Raw genomic sequence first — 16300 nt, forward strand, 5'->3', positions numbered from 1 at the left:
ATGTTTGATATTACCACTCGTGACATAAAGTATTTGCAGGGAGTAGGCCCTCAGCGTGCAACTATCCTGAACAAGGAACTGAATATCTTTTCCTTGCATGACTTGTTGTACTACTTCCCTTATAAATATGTAGACCGCAGTCGTCTTTACTATATCCATGAGATAGACGGAAATATGCCCTATATCCAACTGAAAGGTGAAATCCTCAGTTTTGAGACTTTTGGCGAAGGAAGACAGCGCAGACTTGTCGGCCATTTCTCGGATGGGACAGGGATTATTGACTTGGTTTGGTTTCAGGGAATCAAATATTTGCTGGAACATTATAAAACTCGAACAGAGTATATTATCTTCGGCAAGCCGACTGTATTCAACGGCCGTATCAACGTAGCCCATCCCGATATGGACTTATCGGGCGAACTTACCCTTTCCACGATGGGCTTGCAACCTTATTATAATACTACCGAAAGGATGAAACGCGGTTTCCTCAATTCGCATGGGTTGGAAAAGCTGATGAAAAACGCTCTTGCTTTATTGCAGGAACCCCTTGCGGAGACATTGAGCCCGCAAATCATAGAAGAGCATCACCTGATGTCTTTGGATGATGCGCTGCATAATATTCATTTCCCTCAAAATCCGGAACTGCTTCGTAAGGCTCAATACCGCCTTAAATTTGAAGAACTATTCTATGTGCAACTCAATATTTTGCGTTACAGCAAAGACCGAAAGCGTAAATATCGCGGTCTGTCTTTTGATAAGGTAGGGGAGATATTCAATACCTTCTATTCCCAAAACCTTCCTTTTGAATTGACCGGAGCACAGAAACGGGTAATAAAGGAGATAAGGAAAGATATGGGTAGTGGGCGGCAAATGAACCGCTTGTTGCAGGGTGATGTGGGAAGCGGGAAAACATTGGTTGCCTTGATGTCGATGTTGATAGCACTGGACAATGGTTTTCAGGCTTGTATGATGGCACCGACTGAAATTCTTGCAGCACAGCATTATGAGACAATTCAGAAATTCCTATTCGGCATGAATGTCCGGGTGGAATTGTTGATGGGCTCCGTTAAAGGAAAGAAGCGCGAAAAGATTTTAAAGGATTTGCTTACCGGAGATATTCAGATTTTGATTGGGACACATGCCGTACTCGAAGACACGGTGGGCTTTTCTTCTTTGGGGATGGTGGTGATTGATGAGCAACATCGTTTTGGAGTAGCTCAGCGTGCCAAACTGTGGATGAAAAATACTTGTCCCCCTCATGTGCTTGTCATGACAGCTACTCCTATCCCGCGAACATTGGCTATGACACTTTATGGTGACTTGGATGTATCGGTGATTGACGAGCTTCCTCCCGGACGTAAACCTATTCAAACTGTCCATCAGTTTGACAATCGTCGTGCCAGCCTTTACGCTTCTATCCGTAAGCAGATAGAAGAAGGGCGTCAGGTATACATTGTTTATCCTTTGATAAAGGAAAGTGAAAAGATGGATATTAAAAATTTGGAAGAGGGGTATGAACATATATGTGCAGAGTTTCCCGATTGCCGGGTGAGTAAAGTACATGGCAAAATGAAACCTGCCGAGAAAGATGCCGAGATGCAACGGTTTGTTTGTGGAGAGACGCAGATAATGGTGGCTACTACTGTGATTGAGGTCGGTGTAAACGTTCCTAATGCCTCGGTGATGGTCATAGAAAATGCAGAACGTTTCGGACTCTCTCAGTTGCATCAGCTTCGAGGGCGTGTTGGCCGTGGCGCCGACCAGTCTTATTGTATTTTAGTGACCACTTATAAGCTTACCGAGGAAACCCGAAAACGTTTGGAAATTATGGTGCAGACGAATGATGGTTTTGAGATAGCCGAAGCAGACTTGAAACTTCGTGGTCCCGGTGATTTGGAAGGAACTCAGCAAAGCGGTGTGGCTTTTGACTTGAAGATAGCAGATATAGCTCGCGACGGACAGTTGCTTCAGTATGTACGTGAAATAGCAAGCCGCGTGGTGGATGAAGACCCGGCATGCACCCGGCCCGAGAATGCCGTGTTGTGGCAGCAACTTCAGGCCTTGCGTAAAACTAATATAAATTGGGCGGCAATATCTTAGTTTACCCTGTACTACTGTTAAAATAGAGGATATATGTTGCATAACATAAAAGACCTTTATCTTCCCTGTTTATAATGGTTTTCGTTCGTTCTATAATACTTTTGCATATATTCTACATAAAAAAAGAGTTAAAGACAGACTCGTTGTTTCGAAGAAAAAGTCTATCTTTGGGAGAATTTTTGAATAGAAGTATCTCGATAACCTTAAAAAGAACCAATATTATGATGGAAAAAACGTTAGTCATTTTGAAGCCCTGTACTCTTCAAAGAGCACTGGTCGGTGAGATAACAAGCAGATTTGAACGCAAGGGATTACGTTTGGCCGGAATGAAAATGGTTCAATTGACAGATGAGGTGCTTAGTGAACATTATGCTCATTTAAGTTCAAAGCCGTTCTTTCAGCGCGTAAAGGACTCAATGATGGCTTGTCCCGTTATTGTTTGTTGCTTTGAAGGTGTAGATGCTATTCAAGTGGTGAGAACATTAACCGGTCCTACTAACGGTCGCTTGGCTGCACCCGGAACTATCCGTGGAGATTACAGTATGAGTTTCCAGGAAAACATTGTCCATGCATCCGATTCGCCTGAAGCTGCCGAAGTAGAACTAAAAAGATTTTTTTAACCAGAAGAGATATTCGAGTACGAGCAAGCCGTGTTTGGCTCTCTTTATGCTAATGACGAATATTAAAAGAAAAACAAAAGAAACGGATGATTTTGAAATGTATTAAAGTAGTCGCAGCGGCAGCTTTCGCCTTAGTCAGCCTGAATGTGTCAGGACAGGACTTGTTGGCACGCCAGGCGCCAATCGACAGAAAGTTGAAGGCAGTAGATTCTGTTGCATTGATTCGCCAGATTAAAGCGGAGAAAGCTGCTTATCCTGCATACACTCTTTATCCTAACTGGAGCAATGAACGTGTACACGCTTACGGTAATACCGTTACTATCCCTGATACTTTCCGTATTGATATGACCGGCTTCCACATGCCGACTGAACATACAAAGATTACTTCAAAATTTGGTCCCCGCCGTCGCCGTATGCACAATGGATTGGATATTAAAGTCTACATTGGCGATACGATTCGTGCCGCTTTCAGTGGAAAAGTGCGTATGGTGAAGTACGAACGTCGCGGTTATGGAAAATACGTGGTAATCCGTCATGAGAATGGTTTGGAAACTGTCTATGGGCACTTGTCCAAGCAGATTGTAAATGAAGACCAATATGTAGAAGCGGGCGAGCCCATCGGATTGGGTGGTAACACAGGTCGTTCTACAGGTTCTCATCTTCATTTCGAAACTCGCTTCTTGGGACAAGCCATTAATCCGGCTTATTTGTTTGATTTTGAAAAACAGGATATTGTTGCCGATTCTTATCTGTTCAGAAAAGGCAGTAACAGATATCAGCGTAATAATACCAGCAGTAAGAATGTCAGTCTGATGGCATCTTCGGATGGAACGATTCGTTATCATAAAGTACGCAGTGGCGATACGTTGAGCCGGATTGCACAAAAGACAGGTACATCTATCGATGCGCTGTGTAAATTGAACCACATTACCCGCAGAACGATACTTCGTCCGGGACAAGTGTTAAGATGTTCTTAAGTAATAGTTAATTAAGAAATATAAAATAGGGCGGGAAGGAGTATTCTTTTCCGCCTTTTTGTTTACGCTTAAGCAGAAAAATGTGTAACTTTGTCGCCTATTCATAGAGAATGATGAAAGATACTAAACAACAATTTGAACATGTGATAGCTATTTGCCGTGATTTGTTTGCGAAGAAACTGCATGATTACGGTGCTGCATGGCGTATCATGCGCCCTTCATCTGTTACCGACCAGATTTTTATAAAAGCCAACCGCATTCGAAGCATTGAGACCAAAGGGGTAACGATGGTGGACGAAGGTATCCGTTCGGAGTTTATGGCTATCGTTAATTATGGGATTATCGGTTTAATCCAGTTGGAATTGGGATATGCCGAGACGGATGACATGACAGAAGCGCGTGCTTTGGAATTATACGACCAGTATGCACGACAGGCATTGGAGTTAATGCTTGCCAAGAACCATGACTATGATGAGGCATGGCGTAGCATGCGCATAAGTTCTTATACCGATTTGATTTTGATGAAGATTTACCGCACCAAGCAAATCGAGGGGCATGATGGGGCTACCTTGGTATCCGAGGGAATTGATGCCAATTATATGGATATGATTAATTATTCGGTATTTGGATTGATAAAATTAGAATTTGGAGAGTAAGCGTTTACATAGCATTATTGGACTTTGGACAAATGCATGCCGTTTCTTTTTGGCCATTGTATTTATATTTTCCGGCTTTGTCAAGGCGGTAGACCCTTTAGGTACTCAATATAAAATTCAGGATTATCTGGAGGCTTTCGGTTGGGCTGCATTGGTTCCGGCATTTCTTCCGTTCTTGGCATCGGTATTGCAGGCAATGATTGAGTTCTGTCTGGGTGTATACCTGTTATTTGGCATTCGCAGACGGACAACAACTTTGTTTATGCTGATTATCATGGGAGTGATGACGCCGCTTACTCTGTGGTTGGCAATTGATAATCCGATATCGGATTGCGGCTGTTTCGGCGATGCGGTGGTGTTGACCAATTGGCAAACTTTTTGGAAGAATATTGTCTTGTTGTTGGCTGCGGTGTCGGTGTTCAAATGGCGAACCTGCATTACTCCATTGGTAACTAAACGTTTTGACTGGCTTGTTGCGCTTTATACGTTCCTTTATATATTGGGAATGACTTTATACTGTTATCGTGAATTGCCGGTTTTCGATTTCAGACCTTACCATATCGGTGCTGATATTCGTAAAGGAATGGAAATTCCGGAAGGCGCTCAGCCCACTGTCTATGAAACTCGTTTTATCTTGAAAAAGGATGGTGTGGAGAAAGAGTTTTCACTTGAAAACTATCCTGATAGCACATGGGCATTCGTCGACTCTAAAACAGTTGTTAAGGAGCAGGGTTATGAACCGCCTATTCATGATTTTTCCATGATTAGGCAAGAGGATGGCGAGGATATCACTGAAGAAGTGTTGGACGATAAGGGGTATACTTTTCTGTTGATAGCCCACCAGTTGAATCAAGCTGACGACAGCACTATCGATTTGATAAACGAGCTTTATGATTACAGTGTGGAAAATAATTATAAGTTCTACTGTCTCACTTCGTCTCCCGATAAAGACATTGAAGACTGGCAAGAACGTACCGGAGCGGAGTATCCTTTCTGCTTGATGGATAATATTACATTGAAGACCATGATTCGGTCTAATCCCGGATTGATGTTGTTGAAGAATGGTGTAGTAATCAATAAATGGAGTGTGAACAGTCTGCCTGACGAATATATGCTGACCGACCGTTTGGAAAAGCTTCCGTTGGCACAGATGAATGCTAAGACATTCAGCCACAAGGTGGTTCTGGTATTTGCATGGTTTATATTTCCGTTGCTGTTCTTCAGTATGGTAGATGCCGTTTGGGAACAATATCACAAGAAAAAGAGAATAAAATTGAAAGAGAATCAAACAAAATAATTTCATTAACCCTTTAACAAAAAAACAAAATGAGAAAGAACATTGTTGCAGGAAACTGGAAAATGAACAAGAACCTTCAGGAAGGTATTGCTCTTGCAAAAGAATTGAACGAAGCATTGGCTGCTGACAAACCTAATTGTGACGTAGTAATCTGTACTCCGTTTATTCACTTGGCTTCGGTTACTCCTATTGTTGATAAAGCTGTTATCGGTGTCGGTGCAGAAAACTGTGCAGACAAAGTATCAGGTGCATATACAGGTGAAGTTTCTGCAGAGATGGTAGCTTCTACCGGTGCAGAATACGTAATCTTGGGTCACTCTGAACGTCGTGCTTACTATGGCGAAACTGTAGCTATTCTGGAAGAAAAGGTAAAACTGGCTTTGGCTAACAACCTGAAACCTATCTTCTGTATCGGTGAAGTTTTGGAAGAACGCGAAGCTAACAAACAGAATGAAGTAGTTGCTGCTCAGTTGGCATCAGTATTCTCTTTGTCTGCTGAAGACTTTGGCAAGATTATCTTGGCATACGAACCGGTTTGGGCTATTGGTACAGGTAAGACTGCTACAGCTGAGCAGGCTCAGGAAATCCATGCATTTATTCGTTCTTTAATTGCTGACAAGTATGGCAAAGAAGTTGCAGACAATACTTCTATCCTTTATGGTGGTAGCTGCAAGCCTTCTAACGCAAAAGAATTGTTTGCTAATCCTGATGTGGATGGCGGTTTGATTGGTGGCGCTGCTTTGAAGGTCGCTGACTTCAAGGGCATTATCGATGCATTCAAATAATTGGTTAATTAAAGGCTGCCCGGTGTAGCCTTTCCCGGGTGTGTCAAAATGAAAACAATTTGTCATTTTGCTGTAGGGATAGATTGAATCCGCTCCTGCAATAACAATGTGGCGGTGACTTTGGAATTTTGACACACCTCCAATATTCTAAATTCATTAAACGACATGAGATACATTTTTATCATATTCTTCTTAGCCTTTGGTCTTTCTGCTTTTGCACAGCAGAATATTGTAGAAAGTCTCCAGCATAGTCACGCCGGAGAGGGTACAGTGACCATTCATCAAGATTCTAAGATAACAGGTCTGATAGGTACAATCCATACCAAGAGTGCTGTCGGAAGTGAGCAAAAGACATTGAAGGCCAGAGGATATCGGGTTCAGGTTTATGCCGGGAACAATTCTCGCGTGGCTCGCAACGAAGCCAACAATATGGCTAATAAGGTAAAAGAGGTATTTCCGGATATGCCCGTTTATGCTTATTTTCAGCCTCCTCGTTGGCTATGCCGTGTAGGTGATTTCCGCAGTATCGAAGAAGCTGACGCAGCCATGCGTCGTTTGAAGACTACCGGTGCTTTTAAAGAAGTATCTATTGTTCGTGAACAAATTAATATCCCCCTAGACTAACATGGAAGAACTATTGCACCCCGAATGGTCTGCAGAGAAGATTGCGCAGTTGAAAGGCCATTATGAGAGTATTTTATCGCTGTTGGGCGAAGATGTAGAAAGAGAAGGATTGCTGAAAACGCCCGAACGTGTGGCAAAAGCAATGCTGACGCTGACGCGCGGTTATGAACAAGACCCCCATGCTATTTTGTTGGGAGCTAAGTTTAAAGAAGAATATAGCCAGATGGTTATAGTGAAAGATATTGATTTCTTCTCTTTGTGTGAGCATCACATGTTGCCGTTCTATGGTAAAGCGCATGTGGCTTATATCCCTAACGGTTATATTACGGGTTTGAGCAAGATAGCCCGTGTGGTTGATGTCTTTTCACACCGTCTTCAGGTGCAAGAACGTATGACGTTGCAAATTAAAGAATGCATTCAGGAAACATTAAATCCATTAGGCGTAATGGTGGTAGTGGAAGCGAAGCACATGTGTATGCAAATGCGTGGGGTGGAAAAACAGAATGCCATCACTACTACTTCTGATTTTACCGGAGCATTCAATCAGGCTAAGACTCGGGAGGAGTTTATGAATCTTATTCGTCATCAACGCTGACCTATTATAACTCTACCAACTGTGGACAATGTGTCAAAACTTCCAAGTAATGTCATATTGTTGCTGTAGGGCAGATTAAATCTGCCCGAACGCATGCGGTAAATCATTTTCGTGTGGATTCAATTTGTCCCTCCGGCCAAATGATAGGCATTTCATGTTGGCACAATCTTCCTGTGATAAATGAAATCCTATGCTTTGAGTACCACCCGGTCGCCTGCACGTTTGGCCATCTCTTTCAATAGTTCGCTCAAGTCTTTGTAGTGAGCCATAATTTCCAAGCATTTGTTGGCGTCTTGAGCCACTTCGGGCCTGCCTAATGCTTGCAATGTATGTTTCATTTCTTCTTCCAGTATGGCCAGTTTAAAGTCGATGATTTGATGCGGAACCAGTTCATGTAAACGCTCTTCATCCGTTATTATCTTTTGAGATTTAGAATGATATTTACTTAGTTGGTAACGGTCATTTATCATCTCTGCAGCCAATCTGCTGATGGTAGGATCGGGATGTGCCAGGAAATAACGCTCTGCCGTAAAGTTCTGGTCATGCAGATGACTCTCTGCTTCTGCCAATATTTTTCTATGTAATGGGTTGTGAAACTGTAACTCATCCTGTTTCAAGTCCATTGAAATATATTCTATCACTGTAAGTGGCGTTTCTGCATTCTCTTCTGTCTCTACATAACACATAATCCTTTCTCCATAGCGGATTAGAGTTTTTATCAGTAGTTGTTCTTTGGCATAGAATACATACTTTTCCCTTCCTTCTTCGGGAATGTAGGACTGGTATTGTGCTTCTACTTCCTCGGGTGGGAAAGGAGGAGGGGGAACGTTGTCCTCTGCTCCCATGGGAGGCGGGACCATATCAGCGGAAGGAGAAAGCATAAGGTTGTTGTCGGTCGCATCTTTCTCTTTCTTGATTTGTTCCAAATAGTTATCATCACGTTGCAGTAGATGCTTCTTTATCTCATTCAGGATAATCTGTTCGTTTACATTCAGAATGGTAGCACATTCCTTTACACAGGCATAACGAATCACATCATTGGGAATCAGTCCGATGCTTCTTGCCATATCAGCTATCAGACCGGCTCGCTTGACAGGATCTTTTTGAGCATCCTTTAGTAATAAGTTGGTTTTAAAACGAATGAAATTTTCTTCGTGATCGGCAATGTATTGCTTAAACTCTGTAGCATTGTGTTTTCGGGAAAAACTGTCAGGGTCATCTCCGTCAGGAAGGAGCAGGACTTTGATATTCATCCCTTCTGCGAGCAGCATGTCTATGCCTCGGATGCTGGCTTTTATACCGGCTTCATCACCGTCATATAATAACGTGATATTTGCAGTAAAACGATGGAGCAGGCGGATTTGTTGTTCACTCAACGCAGTTCCCGAGTTGGCTACCACATTCTCCAATCCACATTGATGCATGGCTATCACATCGGTGTATCCTTCTACCATGTAAACGCAATCAGCTTTAACAATGGCTGCTTTTGCTTGGAAGATGCCATATAGCTCTTTTCGTTTGCTGAATATTTCCGATTCGGGTGAATTGACGTATTTTTGATTGACTCCTTTGGTGCGGCTGTCCAACACGCGTCCGCCGAAGCCTAATACTTTTCCGCTGATGTTGAACCATGGAAAAATAACGCGCCCCCAAAAACGGTCGCGCAGACTGCCGTCTTCTTTTTCGTAACACAGGCCGGTCTTTATCAGGAATTCTTTTTTATATCCTTTGCGTAAGGCTTCTTGTGCCAATGCATCGTGTGCCGTGGTGCTGTAACCCAACTGGAATTTTTTCACGATGTCGTCGCGAATACCACGTTGGCGGAAATAGGTCATACCAATGGCTTTGCCATCAGCATGGTTATAGAGGATATTTTGAAAATAATCACGTGCGAATTCATTTACCACGAAGAGGCTTTCACGTACATTTTGTACTTCTTTCTCCTCATCGGTAAGTTCACGCTCTTTTATTTCTATATTGTATTTTTTTGCCAGCCAGCGCAGTGCTTCGGGGTAGGTCATCTGCTCGTGTTCCATCACAAAGTGAACCACGTTTCCTCCTTTACCACAGGCAAAACATTTGCATAATCCTTTGGCCGGTGACACGTAGAACGATGGAGTCTTGTCATCATGAAACGGGCAAAGCCCTACAAAGTTCACACCTCGCTTGCGTAGGGTGACAAATTCGGATACCACATCTACTATCTGTGCAGCGTCCAATATTCGGTCTATGGTGGGTTGGTCTATCATTGCGAATGCGAAGATAATAAAAAAACGCCGTCGGAGGTGAGCCCGATGGCGTTTTTAACGGAATATTATAATCAGGGATTATTTGATATTCGGATTCAGCTTGTTCCATTCGGAAACAGGGGGAAGAACACCCATCGCAATGACTTCGTCACGCAATGCGCAGAGGTGTTCATAACTTTTTTCCAGTGCGGCTTCTTCTTCAGGGCTACCTTTTACGTCTTTCAAATGACAGCCGTCTTTGGTTATTGAGGTTTCCCAAGCCATCATGATGTGGTCAAACTTGCCATTTGATACATAAGTACCTGCCGGCCAGCGGAATGGTTTTCCTCCCATGGCGGCAGCAATCATTTCGATTGAAACGTATGAAGGACTTTGGAAAGAAGAACGTCCGCGCAGGTTGATGATATTTGCACCGCCTTTGGTTACTTTTTGCTGAATCTCAGCCCATTGTTCTTTAGTCAGTTCGGGAGTGCCGATGATATCGGATAAAGGCTTTCCGTTCACTTTTGCGGTGGAAGCGTAGACTGCCATCTGCTCACCGTGACCGCCATAAGTGCGGCAGTTTTCTACTTGGTCCATAGCGATACCGAAATGCTTGGACAGTTCGCTACGCAGGCGGGTAGAGTCAAGGGCGGCAAGAGTAGTGACCTGTGAAGGCTTCAGGCCTGAATATAATAAGGTAATCAGACCGGTGATATCGGCCGGGTTAAAGATGACTACGATATGTTTTACATCCGGACAATAAGCTTTTACATTTTTGCCGAATTCTTCGGCGATGGCAGCATTTCCTTTTAATAAGTCTTCACGGGTCATGCCTGCTTTGCGGGCAGCACCTCCCGAGTTTACAATATATTTAGCACCGGTCAGGGCTTCTTTTATATCGGAAGTGAACGTTATGTTCATGCCTTCAAAGCCACAGTGGAACAGTTCTTCTGCCACACCCTCCAAGCCCGGAGCATAAGGGTCGTATAAACAAATATTAGGAGTAAGGCCCATCATAATAGCGGTTTGAGCCATATTGGAACCGATCATTCCAGCAGCGCCTACGATTGTTAGTTTTTCGTTTGTTACAAATTCCATAATTCTTTTATATTTTAAAGTTTGTATAATATAAACGTTTTCGCAGGAGAGTATGTTTTCTCTTTCCGAGTACAAAGGTACGAAAGTTTTCGATAGGGTGTTTATTCTAAAATATTATATCGGATAATAGAATGTTATTAGTGAATCTAATCAAAAAAAACAGCTTGCTCTATTTTACTTTTATTTCTTTACCGGGTCTTATATATAGAACGTCCATTTGGAAGGGCTCACAAAGAGGTACGTGAAACATGAATATATAACGAAATAAGATAAACTGGTATGTGTATAACAAAAAAAATGATAGCGTATGAAACCGATTTGTAAGTTATTAGCTTTAGGAGTGACTGTTATATTCCTGATGCAATCGTGTGTAACAGTGCGTTCACCCCGCCATCGTCACCATCACAAGCATCGTTTTGTCGTTGCGCAGTTGATAACAGGCACGACCTTGTTTAACCGTCCTTTAGTAGAATGCCCTGCGGCATCAGAACCTGTCGTTTATGGAAATTGAATTGGAAAGGAAGATGATGGAGCGTCTGTATCATCGTTCTCAAAAGGGAAAAAAACAAAAACAATAAACAATTATGAAGAAGATTTTGAAAACTTTCAGTTTGTATTGCCTTTCATTCCTCTTTTTGGCTGCAATGAATGCATGTCAGAATGACGATGTGGCATCTATCGATGAACAGGAACAAGAACAGGAATCAAATTCCGAGAGTCTTACTGCTGTTATTTCCGACGGGCTTCACAGTAATTGGAGCGAAGGCGACCCCATCATGCTGGTTCATAACGGACAGACTATTATTGCAGAAGCGCAAGAATCCGGCAGTTCATCCATTCTGTCAGGTACTATTGAAGGAACTTTCACTGATGACAATCCTTTGTTTGGTATCTATCCGGCAGATAACAGGGTATCTTCAGACGATGAAAGTTTAACTGTAACCATACCTGCCACTCAAACCGGAAATGAGAATGGATATGATGAAAAGTCGGTAGTGGCAGTGGCCCGTACCACATCTAATTCTTTGAATTTCCAGACTGTTTGCGGTGGCATCAAGCTTAACTTCCAGATGTCGGGCGTAACAGGTATTGAACTTGAAAGCGTTGACGGCTATGCACTTTCCGGTACGGTCGGAATCAAATGGGATGAACAGGGAAAACCGACAGTTGATAAAATAGAAAACGCCCATTCCATCATTACCTTCAATGCTCCAAATGAGTCCGGTTTCATCCCCGGAAAGGATTATTATATCTCGACCCTGCCTTGTGACGTTTATGGAGGTTATAGACTTTCCATTTACAAGGACGGCTTGGTAGCTCATTATTTCAGTGTACATCAAACGATAGAGCGAACCGATTATATAACCCCGGACGACTTGGTGGAAAGCGAGTTGGAGTTTGACGACCCAGATGCACCGCTTGTAGAAGAAGAACGTCCGGAACTGGATGCCACGACCACAGCCCTTCTTCGCCAGTACCTGCAAAACCAGACAGAGGACAACAAGCTGGCTCTTTTGAATCAGATGGGATTACGGTATGATAAAGTTGTCGCACGAAAGAAGGCCAAGCTTCGTGAATTGGAGAGGGAGGCAAAGACTCCCGACCTCGTAGCGGAAATGCAGGGTATTGTGGATGAAATGGTTGAGAATCGCGATATTCGGCTGGAGCAACAATTTCTGCGACTCATTGACCCTCGAAATGACGAAAACCCGAAGGATGTCTGGATGGTGCTGCGCGGTGCATCGGCTCCGAATGCTTACATCGGCTATGCGCCTGTGACTAATGCTGAATACGCAGCTTTCGAAAAGGGATTCATGTATGATGCAGGAAAGGATAATTATCCGGTAGTGAACATTACGATTGCCGAAGCTACGGCTTATTGCGACTGGCTTACGGCTCAAGATAACGCCCATGTATATCGGCTTCCGACCGATGAAGAATGGATTCTCGGTGCCGGACACATGCCGAAGGATGTTACAATGAACTCCGGTCGCGTGGAAACGGGATTGACACCGGTGGATGCCTATAGCCAGACGACCGGTGCATGTGGAGGTATTGACTTTTGGGGTAACTGCTGGGAATGGACTTCCTCGACCGATGCAAACGGACAGTATATTATCAAAGGAGGCAGTTGGGATTCAGAACGCGACGATTGCCGTAGCGAGAAATCGGATGTCGTAAGAACAGGCACAAAAGGCTATGCTAATGTCGGTTTCCGAGTGGTAAGGACTGATGCCTCCAATGCACGATAGATTCACAATTTTATAAATATCAACTTATGAATAACCAAATAAAAAAGGAGAATTTACGTATGAAAAGATTATTTTTAATAATGGCTATCGCCATTGCTGCAAGCCTTCAAGTGTCTGCACAAAAGAATAATAACCAACAAATGACAGCACAACAGCGAACAGAGCAGCGCATCAAATTGCTGGACGAGAAACTTAGTTTGACTGAGGAACAGAAGACAAAGCTCCGTGAGCTTTATTCAGATTTCAACAAACAGAAATATCCACGTGAGAAACGTAAAGAGGCGATGGAAAAGCTGACGAGCGACATTGCTCTTCTACTGACAACCGAACAACAGACCGTTTACAAACAAATGGTGGAACAGGCGATTGCTGAAAAGAAGAACGGAAAACGTAAGAAGCCCCAAGAATGAAAATTAGTAAAGTATGGTTTCAAAGAACAGCCGTCTTTGCCGCAGTTCTTTGTATGAGTATTCTTTCTGCTGCATCGCAAAATCAAATGACAGATTCCGGTTTTGGTTTTGGCAAATGGATTTACGATAATACCGTCTTTCCTTATAGGAAAACTATAATAACAGTTGTTGATACGCAGCAAAAGCCGGCATTGGTAGTTTACTTGCATGGTGGTCCCAAGCGGGGCAGCGACAATGTCAGTCAAATGACAGAAGAAGCGATTTATATAATTGCCGACTATCTTCGTAGAAACCGTATTCATTCCGTAATGATTGTTCCTCAATGTTCCGACTCCCTTACATGGGGAGCCAGGACAAACGAGGCTATCAAAGCCCTTATAGATAAATATGTGGAAGAGGATAAGGTTGATGTGAACCGTATCTATCTGCTTGGAGGCTCAATGGGAGGAACGGGAACATGGTTGATGACAGCAGCCTATCCTCATTTATTTGCAGCTGTGATGCCTGTGGCGGGCAATCCTGAAACCGCTGATGCCGGGCTTGTGGCATATACTCCTGTTTGTACGGTAATGGGAAGCGATGATAATCTGATGACCATTCCGCGTGTCAGTACATTCGTGAAACAATTGCAAGAACGGGGTGGAGAGGTATTGTTTGATATTGAACAGGGTTGGTCACATGTGAAGACCTGCACCGGCAGCTATACTGACACACGTCTTGATTGGATTTTCGGGCATAAACGCCTGAAACATGGAGAGTATTACTGAACTTCGCTCGTTGCAAATCCGTTACCTATTCCGTTTTACTCTATGCGGAAGTTGCTTATAAACAGGCGATAAATCTGAAACATAGAATTGTTACCCAATCGTTATCTGTATCTTTTAAATTCTATATATTTTATAATATTGTGCTGCCATCGCTTCTGTATCTCCCTATTGATGGGAATGTAGCAGTGGCAGCACATTTGTTAGCCCCCGGGAAGAGTAATATAGCTTTTAAGTGCATCTACATATTCCTCAAAGGCTTCAACGCCTTTTGGGGTAATCTTACAAATCGTACAAGGCATTTTGCCTTTGAAGGTCTTAATGACTTCCACATATTCTGCCTTGTTCAGTTTGTCTATCTGTACACTCAGATTGCCTGCCGTTGCTCCTGTCTGTTGTTTCAGATAGCTGAATTCGGCTTCTTCCACCGAAACCAGTATTGACATAATGGCGAGTCGAAGCTCGGAGTGTAGCAATGGATTTAATTCTTTGAACATAGGTGCAGGTTATAATTTTTTTTGTTTACGGGCAGCATGGTTCAGTACATGTCCCGGGATAATCATCATGAAAATAAACACGGGTGCGAATATCAATATTTGGTTAAAACCCTGATAGAAGAGGCATCCGATGGAACTTAATGCTCCCAGTGTGCCACAAATTGTCACAGTTTTATAATTTATCACCAGTCCTGTCAATGTAGTGCCCATGCCCATCAACAGAAGAACAAGGAACAGGATGGGAAGTTTCCAGAAGAACATGGCGAGTAGGGATACCAAGAAGCCTGCCGTGCCGAATACTAGCCAAATGTAACTGATGACTTTGTCTAAATGACTTTTGACAGTCGGCTGCTGATTGCGTGCGGAGAGGTAGGTTCCTGTTCCTCCTATAATAGGGAGTATAAACCATAGATACTGCCAGTAATTATTCTGTGTGTTGGTTACCAGAAGCCAGACTAACAGGCTGACAAACACGGTGGTATATCCCCATAGCAGGAAAGGCATTCCACAATTTGTCTCCATTCTGCTTTTCGTATTCTGAATCATTTGAGCGATGAGTTCCAAACTCTCTTTCTCATTTAATTTTCTTTCTTCCATAATGTTTTTCTTTTTAGTTTGTGATTGATTAATATTTGATGCTTTTCTCTATGGCTGTTATCAGCAGACTGATTCCCCAACCTGCTATAACCCATAATACCCACCAGTAATGTGGACTTGTAAACCAGTTTACGGCTACCAAAAACAGGTTTATCACCACATAATAGACTAATGACCAAGTGAGCCAATTCCAAAAATAACGGGCTCTTTGTTGGCATACCGCTTCAATTTGTTCTTCGGTTGGAACGGATTTCTCATTGCTCTGGTTTGTTTTCATTTTTTTTTATGATTTATATGCTGAGTGATAAAAGTTTATCTTTAATGACTACTTTGCAAATATAATCTAGTTTATAATATAAACCAAATCCTAAGAGAACTTTTTTTGTTGTTTCTCACATTTTATATAAGTGCTTGTTTGTAAATGGTCTTTAGTTTATTTGGCTGTTTGCAAAATTTTTATTGATAGAAGGCCTCAGTTGTAAAGGGGAGACAAATGGGGCGAATTTTGGAATGAGATATTGCGGAACCTGAGGGGGGGACAAATGAATCCAATCCGGATATGGGATATGACGGAGCCTGTCATAATGACATATATATGTGGGGGCTTATGCGTACGTCCGCGTAGGTCGATGCGTATATACGTGTAGGCTCATGCGAACGTACGTGTAGCGCAATGCATACTAACGTGTGAACCGGATGCGTACATGCACATTAAAAAGAACAGGCATTCCACACTGAGTGCTGTAAAAAGACCTTGATGTTTTCAAAAAAGCTCGGTGTGTTTTTGAAAAAGCTCGGTG

Annotated in this window: 16 protein-coding genes and 1 pseudogene; 12 read left to right on the forward strand and 5 right to left on the reverse strand. The window is 42.8% G+C overall.

Features of this window, described 5'->3' with window-relative positions:
- From recG to folE, 8 genes and pseudogenes are all read left to right on the forward strand, one after another.
- Positions 1-2097 carry an ATP-dependent DNA helicase RecG gene (gene recG, locus QYT14_RS06210; protein ID WP_288325053.1) on the forward strand — a complete coding sequence of 699 codons (2097 nt, stop codon included), beginning with the start codon at positions 1-3 and terminating at the stop codon, positions 2095-2097.
- Between the two features lie 221 nt (positions 2098-2318).
- Positions 2319-2783 (forward strand): annotated as a pseudogene (gene ndk, locus QYT14_RS06215) (nucleoside-diphosphate kinase).
- 20 nt (positions 2784-2803) lie between these two features.
- Positions 2804-3694 carry a M23 family metallopeptidase gene (locus QYT14_RS06220; protein ID WP_237039026.1) on the forward strand — a complete coding sequence of 297 codons (891 nt, stop codon included), beginning with the start codon at positions 2804-2806 and terminating at the stop codon, positions 3692-3694.
- A 113-nt stretch (positions 3695-3807) separates the two neighbouring features.
- The gene (locus QYT14_RS06225; protein ID WP_237039135.1) at positions 3808-4350 is read left to right on the forward strand and encodes a DUF1599 domain-containing protein; all 543 of its coding nucleotides are present in this window, start codon (positions 3808-3810) and stop codon (positions 4348-4350) included.
- Entirely contained in the window at positions 4340-5647 is a 1308-nt protein-coding gene (locus QYT14_RS06230; protein WP_237039025.1) for a BT_3928 family protein, read from the forward strand. The genes QYT14_RS06225 and QYT14_RS06230 overlap by 11 nt, the downstream gene beginning before the upstream one ends.
- 29 nt (positions 5648-5676) lie before the next feature.
- Positions 5677-6432: a triose-phosphate isomerase gene (gene tpiA / locus QYT14_RS06235; RefSeq protein WP_237039024.1), complete on the forward strand. Its 756-nt coding sequence runs from the start codon at positions 5677-5679 to the stop codon at positions 6430-6432.
- Between the two features lie 165 nt (positions 6433-6597).
- Complete coding sequence (locus QYT14_RS06240) at positions 6598-7056, forward strand: SPOR domain-containing protein (protein ID WP_288325054.1); 459 nt, start codon at positions 6598-6600, stop codon at positions 7054-7056.
- A gap of 1 nt (position 7057) precedes the next feature.
- The gene (gene folE / locus QYT14_RS06245) at positions 7058-7651 is read left to right on the forward strand and encodes a GTP cyclohydrolase I FolE (RefSeq protein ID WP_237039022.1); all 594 of its coding nucleotides are present in this window, start codon (positions 7058-7060) and stop codon (positions 7649-7651) included.
- Positions 7652-7839: 188 nt separating this feature from the next.
- Here the strand turns inward: folE and dnaG are convergent, their stop codons facing one another.
- Together dnaG and QYT14_RS06255 are read right to left on the reverse strand one after the other, a co-directional pair.
- On the reverse strand, positions 7840-9900 hold the full coding sequence (dnaG, locus tag QYT14_RS06250; protein WP_288325055.1) for a DNA primase: 2061 nt from the start codon (positions 9898-9900) through the stop codon (positions 7840-7842).
- 78 nt (positions 9901-9978) lie between these two features.
- Complete coding sequence (locus QYT14_RS06255; RefSeq protein ID WP_237039020.1) at positions 9979-10980, reverse strand: malate dehydrogenase; 1002 nt, start codon at positions 10978-10980, stop codon at positions 9979-9981.
- A gap of 307 nt (positions 10981-11287) precedes the next feature.
- On the opposite strand from QYT14_RS06255, the gene QYT14_RS06260 reads away from it, so the two are divergent.
- The 4 genes from QYT14_RS06260 to QYT14_RS06275 all read left to right on the forward strand — a co-directional run bounded on the left by QYT14_RS06260 (position 11288) and on the right by QYT14_RS06275 (position 14409).
- A complete protein-coding gene (locus QYT14_RS06260; RefSeq protein WP_237039019.1) occupies positions 11288-11491 on the forward strand; it encodes a hypothetical protein in 204 nt (67 codons plus the stop codon).
- 73 nt (positions 11492-11564) lie between these two features.
- Positions 11565-13232 (forward strand): SUMF1/EgtB/PvdO family nonheme iron enzyme, encoded by a 1668-nt coding sequence (locus tag QYT14_RS06265; protein ID WP_288325057.1) that lies wholly within the window; start codon positions 11565-11567, stop codon positions 13230-13232.
- Between the two features lie 59 nt (positions 13233-13291).
- Positions 13292-13642, forward strand: coding sequence for a Spy/CpxP family protein refolding chaperone (locus QYT14_RS06270; protein ID WP_288325058.1), 351 nt, complete (start codon positions 13292-13294; stop codon positions 13640-13642).
- The gene (locus QYT14_RS06275; protein ID WP_288325060.1) at positions 13639-14409 is read left to right on the forward strand and encodes an alpha/beta fold hydrolase; all 771 of its coding nucleotides are present in this window, start codon (positions 13639-13641) and stop codon (positions 14407-14409) included. Before QYT14_RS06270 ends, QYT14_RS06275 begins: the two co-directional genes overlap by 4 nt.
- A 200-nt stretch (positions 14410-14609) precedes the next feature.
- Here the strand turns inward: QYT14_RS06275 and QYT14_RS06280 are convergent, their stop codons facing one another.
- From QYT14_RS06280 to QYT14_RS06290, 3 genes are read right to left on the reverse strand one after another with little or no spacing between them, the layout of a single operon-like run.
- Positions 14610-14903 (reverse strand): transcriptional regulator, encoded by a 294-nt coding sequence (locus QYT14_RS06280; protein WP_237039015.1) that lies wholly within the window; start codon positions 14901-14903, stop codon positions 14610-14612.
- 9 nt (positions 14904-14912) lie between these two features.
- A complete protein-coding gene (locus tag QYT14_RS06285; RefSeq protein ID WP_237039014.1) occupies positions 14913-15500 on the reverse strand; it encodes a hypothetical protein in 588 nt (195 codons plus the stop codon).
- A gap of 28 nt (positions 15501-15528) precedes the next feature.
- Positions 15529-15777, reverse strand: coding sequence for a 2TM domain-containing protein (locus QYT14_RS06290; RefSeq protein ID WP_237039012.1), 249 nt, complete (start codon positions 15775-15777; stop codon positions 15529-15531).
- Positions 15778-16300 lie beyond the last annotated feature (523 nt).

The sequence above is a fragment of the uncultured Phocaeicola sp. genome, assembly GCF_948499155.1.
Taxonomy (GTDB): Bacteria; Bacteroidota; Bacteroidia; order Bacteroidales; family Bacteroidaceae; genus Phocaeicola; species Phocaeicola faecalis.